The 8,693-nt window shown below is 54.4% G+C and carries 7 protein-coding genes and 2 pseudogenes; 2 read left to right on the forward strand and 7 right to left on the reverse strand.

Annotated elements, in window-relative coordinates; all coding sequences use genetic code 11:
* Positions 1 to 448: 448 nt before the first annotated feature.
* Positions 449 to 640 (forward strand): annotated as a pseudogene (locus V7730_RS20910) (DDE-type integrase/transposase/recombinase); the annotation flags it as partial.
* A gap of 99 nt (positions 641 to 739) precedes the next feature.
* Here V7730_RS20910 and V7730_RS20915 read toward each other — a convergent pair.
* The 4 genes from V7730_RS20915 to acsA are packed head-to-tail and all read right to left on the reverse strand — an operon-like array spanning position 740 to position 5,983.
* On the reverse strand, positions 740 to 985 hold the full coding sequence (locus tag V7730_RS20915; RefSeq protein WP_335749499.1) for an acyl carrier protein: 246 nt from the start codon (positions 983 to 985) through the stop codon (positions 740 to 742).
* A complete protein-coding gene (locus tag V7730_RS20920; RefSeq protein WP_335749500.1) occupies positions 982 to 2,241 on the reverse strand; it encodes a dihydrolipoamide acetyltransferase family protein in 1,260 nt (419 codons plus the stop codon). The genes V7730_RS20915 and V7730_RS20920 overlap by 4 nt, the downstream gene beginning before the upstream one ends.
* Entirely contained in the window at positions 2,238 to 4,241 is a 2,004-nt protein-coding gene (gene pdhA, locus V7730_RS20925; protein WP_335749501.1) for a pyruvate dehydrogenase (acetyl-transferring) E1 component subunit alpha, read from the reverse strand. The genes V7730_RS20920 and pdhA overlap by 4 nt, the downstream gene beginning before the upstream one ends.
* Positions 4,238 to 5,983: an acetate--CoA ligase gene (acsA, locus tag V7730_RS20930; RefSeq protein ID WP_335749502.1), complete on the reverse strand. Its 1,746-nt coding sequence runs from the start codon at positions 5,981 to 5,983 to the stop codon at positions 4,238 to 4,240. The genes pdhA and acsA overlap by 4 nt, the downstream gene beginning before the upstream one ends.
* Before the next feature lie 372 nt (positions 5,984 to 6,355).
* On the opposite strand from acsA, the pseudogene V7730_RS20935 reads away from it, so the two are divergent.
* Positions 6,356 to 6,463 (forward strand): annotated as a pseudogene (locus V7730_RS20935) (hydrolase); the annotation flags it as partial.
* Between the two features lie 78 nt (positions 6,464 to 6,541).
* On the opposite strand, the gene V7730_RS20940 reads toward V7730_RS20935, so the two are convergent.
* The 3 genes from V7730_RS20940 to V7730_RS20950 are packed head-to-tail and all read right to left on the reverse strand — an operon-like array spanning position 6,542 to position 8,379.
* A complete protein-coding gene (locus V7730_RS20940; protein WP_335749503.1) occupies positions 6,542 to 7,279 on the reverse strand; it encodes a L,D-transpeptidase family protein in 738 nt (245 codons plus the stop codon).
* Between the two features lie 40 nt (positions 7,280 to 7,319).
* Entirely contained in the window at positions 7,320 to 8,213 is an 894-nt protein-coding gene (locus V7730_RS20945) for a helix-hairpin-helix domain-containing protein (protein ID WP_335749504.1), read from the reverse strand.
* Between the two features lie 25 nt (positions 8,214 to 8,238).
* A complete protein-coding gene (locus V7730_RS20950) occupies positions 8,239 to 8,379 on the reverse strand; it encodes a hypothetical protein (protein ID WP_335749505.1) in 141 nt (46 codons plus the stop codon).
* Positions 8,380 to 8,693 lie beyond the last annotated feature (314 nt).

The following is an 8,693-nucleotide window of genomic DNA, read 5'->3' on the forward strand; positions in this document are numbered from 1 at the left end:
ACCAGATGCATCTTAGCCAAACCGCAAAACTGTCCTAAAAAGCAGGACCACTTCAAACACTCCCAATGAAAAACAGCTTTCCGCTTTTAACTGGCAATGGCACTCTTAGATTGATGCGTCGCTATACGGCAGCGAGGTTTAATATCATCGAAGCGTGCTCGGTTTGTATTTTGTGCAACCGTTTGTGTAGTTCTTTATAATACCTTTTTAGGCCGAAGTCGAATGTGATTACCGAAGTGGATGTGAAGTTTTTCAAACATCTGATGCTTGATCCAATAGGCAGCTGAGGCACTGTGCTGACAATACACGTTATTGTACTAAAGCTTCAGCCATCCGGATCACTGACGAACGTTGCTCTACGATGATTTTGACGTGCATATATCTTGCTTTCATCTGTCCGTAATTTTTTCAGGCTGACCCTACACAAATTTGCAGAAGTTTTAAGGGGCAGGAAGCAGGCCGCTGGTTGAATGATCGCGCTGAAAGTTCACACCTTCCATTTCGACGAAGAGAACGGGCGATGCTTCGCTTCCGACAGATGCGATGTTTACAGAAATTCGCCGCTGTCCACTTTTCAGTCTACAACCATCTCAATCAGGAACGCCATCTCTACTCACGCGATAATTTCAAGCTCAACTGAAGCGCCGCTCTCGCCGAGTGGCACCAGCTTTGTTCCGCATAGGTTCGCGGATACTGCGGGAAACTGAGACGAGTTTGCATTGGTCTGACAGCACCAAGCTTAGGCCTTCCGGGCGCTCAGATAGTCTGTCAAAGTATTAAAGCTCTGCATCTTGGGATAATCCGCCTCTGGCATATCTAGGTCGAACCGTTTGCTTAGAGCGGTGATAAGCGTCAGGAAGTCCATGGAATCTATTTCAAATTCATCCCTTAGGTCTCCTGCCAGATCAATGTCCTCAAGGCTTTTATCCGGGGCGATCCGATGTAACTCTTCTGCCAGTGCGGTTGAAACATTCTGATCCGTCATAGGGCGTCCGGTGTGGTTAGATTTTCTGCAATTGTTCTTAAAAACAAGGCGCCACGTCGTCCATCACTTACGCGGTGATCGGCTGCAAGCGTAATATCGGCGATCAGGCGCGGGACAACTTGCCCTTCATGTACCCATGGCCGCAGAGATGGCGTGCCAATGCCGACGATCGCAACCTGCGGCGGATAGATGACTCCGTACAATTGATCGACGCCTCGATCACCGAGGCTGGTCAGTGTGATTGTTGCATTTGACAACTCGCGCGACCTGAATCGTCCCGCCCGGACCCGCGTGACAAGATCACGCATATTACTCATCAGTTCATCAAGTTTCAGGGTGGCGACATCCAACAGGGCAGGGGCAACCAATCCGCCGCCACGCAGGCTGATGGCAAGGCCCGTATGGATTGCCGGGTTCGGGTCGAACTGACCATCTTCAAAATGACCATTCATTTCCGGCACTTTGCACACAGCCAGTGCAATTGCCTTCAAAAAGAGAGCACCCAACAGAAGCCGATTTTGCGGATCGCGGTTCGCATTGGCTTTGGTCACAAATGCATCTGCGTGGGTCAGATCTGCCTGGTGGGACAGATAATAATGCGGGATGTCCCGCTTTGACCGCGACATGGCGGCAGCAATTGCACCGCGCATGTCAGACAGGGGATCGGCGCGGGGCGTTTTCACCAAAGCGGCAATATCTGCGCGGGTTATTTTCGTTCCAGTTTGCTGGGCCTCGAGTGAGCTCAGATCGAACCCGGCTTGTGCCGCCAGACGCCGCGCTGCCGGGGTAATGCGCGGGCGCGATTGGCCAACGGTGGCTGTGTTGACTTTTATGTCTTCGGGCAATTGAATCTCTGGCTCAGGCACATCTGGGATGGGAAATTCAGGACCCGCTGGCTGCGGTGAAGGGTCCTGTGGGGCCGGTTCTTCTGGCAGGTGCGGTGCAGGGGGAGGGTCATGTGGCTGTGGAACTTCCTGTTCGCCGGGCTTGGGTGCCTTCGGCTCTGAAAGTACCGGTTTATCCACTGCCCTGATGTTCGCAAGCGGCGTGCCGACAGGCACTTGAGTTCCGATGTCCACCAGCCAGTTCTCCAATATGCCGTTCTGAAAGGCTTCGATCTCGATCACGCCTTTTTGTGTCTCTATGGCGGCGATAATTTCGCCATGCTTTACTGTATCGCCGGATAATTTAAGCTGTTCCACCAAGGTTCCTGCCTCCATATCTGCGCCAAGTGAGGGCATGAGAAACGCGCTCATGGCTTGGCCTCCATGAGCGTTTTGACCGCAGCCACGATCTTTGAAACTTGTGGTATCGCCGCTTGTTCCAGATGCTGTGCAAAGGGGATTGGAACCTCTTCGCTGCAGACCCGCGCCAATGGGGCATCAAGTTCAAAGAACGCCTCTTCCGCCAACCGCATCCCGATTTCCGCGGACAGGCTCCCACTTTTCCAGCCTTCGTCGACTATCACGGCGCGTCGGGTTTTGGTCACCGACGCAATTACCGTTTCCATGTCCAGAGGGCGCAGACTACGCAGGTCGATGACTTCGGCGGATATTCCTTCCGTTTCCAGTTGCACTGCGGCGTCTAGCGTTTTAAAAAGCGATCCGCCATATGTGATCAGCGAGACATCTTTCCCGGCACGCCGTATGGCGGCACGGTCGATGTCAACTGGTCCGGCATTATCACCAATTTCCCCTTCGCGGTTATAGAGCATAACATTCTCGAAAATGAGGACGGGATCGGGGTTTTCCAGTGCGGTCCACAACATGCCGCGCGCGTCTTCCATGGTAGCTGGTGCCAGCACGCGCAGGCCCGGAATATGGGCATACCACCCCTCCAGCGAGTGAGAGTGCTGTGCTGCAAGCTGCTTGCCTGCACCGGTTGCCATCCGGATCACAACCGGCACTTCGAACTGATTGTTGGACATGTGCCGCAACGTTGCTGCGGTGTTCAGAATTTGATCCAAAGCCAGAAGTGAGAAATTGACAGTCATGACTTCGACAATCGGGCGCATGCCCGCGATAGCGGCCCCGATCCCGGCCCCGGTAAATCCGGATTCTGACAAAGGCGTGTCGCGGATACGATCTGGGCCGAACTGATCTAGCAGACCCTTGCTGACGGCATAGCACCCACCATAATGGCCCACATCTTCCCCCATCAGGAATACATGCGGATCGCGCGACATTGCGTCAACGATGCCAGCCTTCACAGCGTCACGGTAAGTGGTTTTGACGGAATTTGTGGACGCAACCGGAGCGGGCGGGGCAGGGCGATCAGGTGACATTACGAACCGGGTGAGGGTCTCCAATGGCTCGTCACTTCCAGCTTCGGCAAAGGCAACGGCCTTCACAATCTCTTCATCCACCTCAACGATGATTTTCGAAACTTCGTCCGCGTGTAGCAGACCACTTTCCTGCAACCAGGTTTGAAAGCGTAAGATGGGCCCTTTCTCACGCCATTCGGCGACCTCCTCTTGGGAACGATAGAGCTGTGCGTCAAACATTGAATGGGCACGAAACCGATAGGTGCGACACTCAAGGAAATAGGGCTGGCCGGTGTCCTCGATATGTTTGAGCGCACGTCGTGCAGCAGCTTCAACAGCGACGACGTCCATCCCATCTACGCTTTCGCTTTCAATCCCATAGCAGGCCGCTTTTGCGCTGATGTTGGTTTGGGATTCTGATAGCTTCAATGCTGTTCCCATGGCATAGCCGTTGTTTTCACAGACAAAAAGCACAGGCAATTTCCAAAGCGCGGCGAGGTTCAGACTTTCATGAAATTCGCCTTCTGCGGCGGCACCCTCGCCGAAAAAGCAGGCCGTCACGGTGTCATCCTTGTTCAAACGATCCGCCAGCCCCAGCCCGACGGCCATCGGTAACCCGCCGGCTACGATAGCATTGCCACCATAAAAATTATGCTCGCGGCTGAACAAATGCATTGAGCCGCCTCGTCCGCCCGCGCAGCCCTCGGCCTTGCCGTACATTTCCGCCAGAACGCTCCCCATCGGGATACCTCTTTCCAGTGCATGGCCGTGTTCGCGGTAGGTGGCTACAACGCGGTCCTTGTCGGTGAGTAAGGGAATGATGCCTGTGGCTATGGCCTCTTCGCCATCATAGAGGTGTAGAAAGCCGCGGATCTTCTGCATCGTGTACAACTCGGCGCATTTGTCTTCGAACCGTCTGATGCGGATCATACCCTTAAGCAGGTTGCGCACATGCGCATGGTCCAGACGCGGTTTGACAGTAGTTACGGTCATCGCTCATCACTTTCCAAAGTAGAGATATCGCCCTCGGGCAGCCCCAGTTCACGGGCCTTGAGCAATCGGCGCATGATCTTGCCGCTGCCCGTTTTGGGCAGGTTCTTTCGAAAAACAAGTTCTTTTGGAGCGACCGCCGGACCCAGTTTTTTGCGGGCATGGCCAATCAAATCGAGCAGCAATGCGTTGCTGGCCTCAAAGCCGGGCTTGAGGGCAACGTAGGCCTTAACGCGCTCGCCAGCAGTGTCGTCCGGGATGCCGATGACGCCCACCTCAGCAACAGCTTCATGCTCCATCAACGCGCTTTCGACCTCGAATGGACCGATGAGATGACCGGAGCTTTTGATCAGATCGTTGCTCCGACCCACGAACCAGAAATACCCGTCAGCGTCCCGCATCGCCAGATCACCACTGAGGTACCAGCCGTCCAGAAAGCATTTGCGATAGCGCGCATCCTCGTGCAGATAACCGCGCATCATCGAAGGCCAGCCGGGTCGCAATGCCAACTCGCCAATGGCCATCGGTTGCGTCAGCTCGGTTATCCCATCTTTGCTGACCTCGACAATACCTGCTTCGATACCGGGAAGCGGCTTGCCCATTGAGCCGGGTCTGACCGCCATGGACGCAAAGTTTGCAATCATGATGCCACCGGTTTCAGTTTGCCACCAGTTGTCATGAAACGGCATGCCAAATACGTCGTTGCCCCAGACGACAGCCTCGGGATTCAGTGGTTCACCGACACTTGCCATAAACCGCAGGGCTGTAAAATCATGGCCCTCGGCAGCCTTGACGCCGGCCTTCATCAGCATTCGGATGGCAGTGGGCGCCGTGTACCAGACGTTTATGGCTTCATTTGCCAGAATTTCATACCAGCGCGCGACGTCAAATTCGCCTTCACTGACGATCATCGTGACGCGATTGGTAAGTGGTGCGATGATGCCATAGGATGTCCCCGTGACCCATCCGGGATCCGCAGTACACCAGTAGCTGTCGCAAGGTTTCAGATCCAGCGCGAGCCTGCCGGTGATGTGGTGGGCGACCACGGCGTCATGCACATGAACGACACCCTTGGGTTTGCCGGTCGTACCCGATGTGAAGTGCAACAGTGCGGTATCTTCGGGCTGCATCCGCTCGGTTTCAAATTGGTCCGACGCTTCAGCCATCAGTGGCGGTAACGGATCACCCCCTTCAACGTCACCATCGGTAAGCAGTACAGTTTGCAGTTCTGGCAACCTGTCGCGCAAGTCACTGATTTTGCGTTTGTACAGGCGGGCGGTCGTGATCAGTGCGTTGGCGCCGCCAATCTCCATCCGCGCGTGAATGGGTTCAGGACCAAAAGCTGAAAACAGGGGGCAAAATATGCACCCGGCTTTCAAGCTGCCAAGGGCAGCAATGTAAAGCTCAGGGGTGCGTCCGAGCAGGGAGTAGACGCGTGCGCCCTTCTTTAAACCGCGGCTGCGCAGAACGTTGGCAAAACGGTTGGTGAGTTTTGACAGTTCCTCATAGGTGAAGTCAGTGCGTTCACCAGATTTTGCGATCCACCGCAACGCGATCTGCGAGCCGTGGCCTGCCAGCACATGCCGCTCGATAGCTTCATATGCAATATTGATTCCGCCACCCGGCAGACCATCAATCAACTTGCGCGCAGCATCCCATGAAAAATCAGCATATTCAGCATTATAGTCATGCAGATTCGCCGCATCGGCAGCGGCACTTGTTTTGAAAATTGGATCAGATTGCATTTGACTTGGCGCCCTTAGGTAACCCGCACTGTCTCAGTATTATTCTCTTTTCGGAATTTCGAAATGATCGAAGTCAATTCCTGCGGCGACATCGGTAAAAGCAACGATCTGACTTTCAGCCGTTGCGCATTTGTGCTACTTTTGAATTGTCGAACTCGCGTCATGTATCGTCAGCATGCGGGATCAAACGAGGGGTCTGATTGACAGAAGTCAGTCCAGCAAACCCGACGGGCCCTATCTATACCCATGCCAATGACCCAAACAGCAAGGGGGGCCGCAATGCGGACCAGTTCATTCCCGATAGATGACGTCAGTGAAAATACCACGGGGTGTTGTCTGCGCTTCAACCCCGAAGGCTGAGACAATCAGCGACTACATTTCGAGAACAAGAAATTCGTCTGTGCCACCACGCACAGTGCGATGCATGTGCCTTGGAATATGGGTCAGGTCTTCACTATCCTGGGCGTCGCCCAAGTTTGATTAAGCATGCGTGGACTGGATCACCTGTTCATTGGGGCAGCTGCTCAGCCCTTTGGGAGCCACGCATGGGACGCCGGATCAATCAGCCAACCCCGCAATCTGGCATGTAGCCTCGTCTTGAGTGGCGGAATTTTCTACATGTCCCAAACGATAGATGTCGGGATGTTCAACAATCTGTCCAGCAGCATCCGGAAACCGCAGGAAATAGCCCAAAGTCACCGGTATCGGCGGGGCAGGGGCGTCAAAGGTGCGACGGCCATTTGCCAATTGATGCACCTCAGCCAAATCCATTCCTAATACAAATGCGACCAGTTGGTCCCATTGTTGTACCCGCACGCAACCATGCGACAACGCGCGATACTCCTGATCAAATTTCTCTCGGTGATTGGTGTCATGCAAATAGACCAACAACCCAGGCTGAAACCGTACAGCGGCAAGGCCAAGCGGGTTATTCTTGCCTGCAGGCCAGACCCGGTTCTTGTATTCGCCGCTGGCAACCATCGATGGTGTCGGCCGCCATGTTGGACGGAACCGGACAGCCGAGACATAGGTCGTCAGGCGTGGCGTGCGATGCCAAGGTGCGCCGACAATGATACGGCTGCGCAGTACAAGAACGCCTTGATCAAAGGCAATAAGCTCAAAGGCCGGGATATTCACAAGGATGGCTTTGCCTTTCGGCGGCACCTGATAAGGAACCCCAGCCTTGTCCAGTTGCGTTTGAAAGACATCAGCAGATGTCTTGGCCGGAACTGTGCAAAACGCCAACAACACGATAAGAGCTAAGGCCGCCAAGACCCATTTTCTATGTTTGGTCAAATGTTTATACTCCGTTTTCGAGGCGCATAATCGGTCCGCCTCATTGTGATTGCAGATGTCTGTTCTCAAGCGCTTCGTAATGGGCAATGCAGGTCTTCTCTTGGCCACGGATAACGCGTTTGCCGTCAAGCATGCCGCCATGTTCCGTGACAACTGTGACTTGCCCCTCAGGCTGATCGGTGCGCTCAAAATAGATGACGACCCAGTCGCGGGTTTTTCCAAATCGATGCGCAGTCGGGCTGTTTGAAAAGACTGCGGTAAACTGCCATTCGTTTCGCTCAGTATGCAGGATCGGCAGGCGGATATCACCGGTTGGATTGCACCGGCGCGGTTTGATTGTGGGTAGCCGATCCACATTGCTGCGGTAGACCTGATCAACCGCAAGAATGTCACCGAGAGATGGTTGCTGTCGATCCCTTGGGGCCTGCCGGGGACGTCTGCGCGCCAGCATGTCGGTCAGAGAATGACGCAGGCTTTCGACACGGCGCGGTCCGATCCCATTGATCGTGGCCAGTCGCCCATCATGGGCCGCCGCCTCTAGGGCTTCCAGCGTATCAATGCCCAAACCATCATGGATTTGGCGGGCCAGCGCGGGGCCGATCATTGGCACAGTTTGAAACAGCATTTCGGGGTCTGCAGCACCGCGCAGGCGGTCCAGAAGGCCCGATGAGCCAGTGTCGAGAACTTCGGCGATAGTGGATGCTATGGACGGGCCGATTGTAGGCAAATCATCCAGACCACGTTTGCCGCCGTGCTGATAGTCAAGCCGCACCGGATGGGGCAATCCACGCAAATAGCTGGCCGCATCGTGGTAGGCCCGCACCCGGAACACTGACGCGTTCTGCTGGTTCAAAAGGCTTGCCACATCATCCAATATATCTGCGACGAAATGGTTTTCAGACAGATTGTCATCACGCATTTTTTGAGGGGCCATGATCCGCTCCAATAAATCCCATATATTAAGGTAGCCGGTCGATTGGAAATGCGTGTTGATCACAATCAATCAGAGTGGGGCGCTGTTCAAGCGTAGACAGGTTCATGTAGTCGTCGCGCACGGCACGTTTGATCTTGAGTGCGCCATTGCCTGCGAGGAAGATCATTGCGCCATGCGTTTGGAATAATTCGACTGGGCAGCCTTCGGGGTGCCCTTCGCAGATGAGAGAAATCCAATCACGTCATTTGCATATTGGGTTTCTCAGAAATCTGTTTGGTAGAGATCAGCCGGACTCCAACACTGTCCGCCACGCGTCTGGACATAACGTTTCAATCTGCTCGCGTGTTATCGGCGTGCCATCCGGTTCGAAGGCTGTCAGTTCTTTTCCTTGCTTGATCAAAATTGCGACAGGTCTTTTCTGTCCAGCGGTAATCCCCCCATTTTTAGCGGGGTGCGGTCGTAGAACTCACGCGGCCATTT

The sequence above is a fragment of the Sulfitobacter sp. genome, assembly GCF_036961165.1.
Lineage (GTDB): Bacteria > Pseudomonadota > Alphaproteobacteria > Rhodobacterales > Rhodobacteraceae > Sulfitobacter.

Excerpts from the sequence above, each read along its gene's own strand:
- V7730_RS20915 (WP_335749499.1), bottom strand. The coding sequence starts at position 985 with ATGACGGATCAGAATGTTTCAACCGCACTGGCAGAAGAGTTACATCGG.
- V7730_RS20920 (WP_335749500.1), bottom strand. The coding sequence starts at position 2,241 with ATGAGCGCGTTTCTCATGCCCTCACTTGGCGCAGATATGGAGGCAGGA.
- pdhA (WP_335749501.1), bottom strand. The coding sequence starts at position 4,241 with ATGACCGTAACTACTGTCAAACCGCGTCTGGACCATGCGCATGTGCGC.
- acsA (WP_335749502.1), bottom strand. The coding sequence starts at position 5,983 with ATGCAATCTGATCCAATTTTCAAAACAAGTGCCGCTGCCGATGCGGCG.
- V7730_RS20945 (WP_335749504.1), bottom strand. The coding sequence starts at position 8,213 with ATGGCCCCTCAAAAAATGCGTGATGACAATCTGTCTGAAAACCATTTC.
- V7730_RS20950 (WP_335749505.1), bottom strand. The coding sequence starts at position 8,379 with ATGATCTTCCTCGCAGGCAATGGCGCACTCAAGATCAAACGTGCCGTG.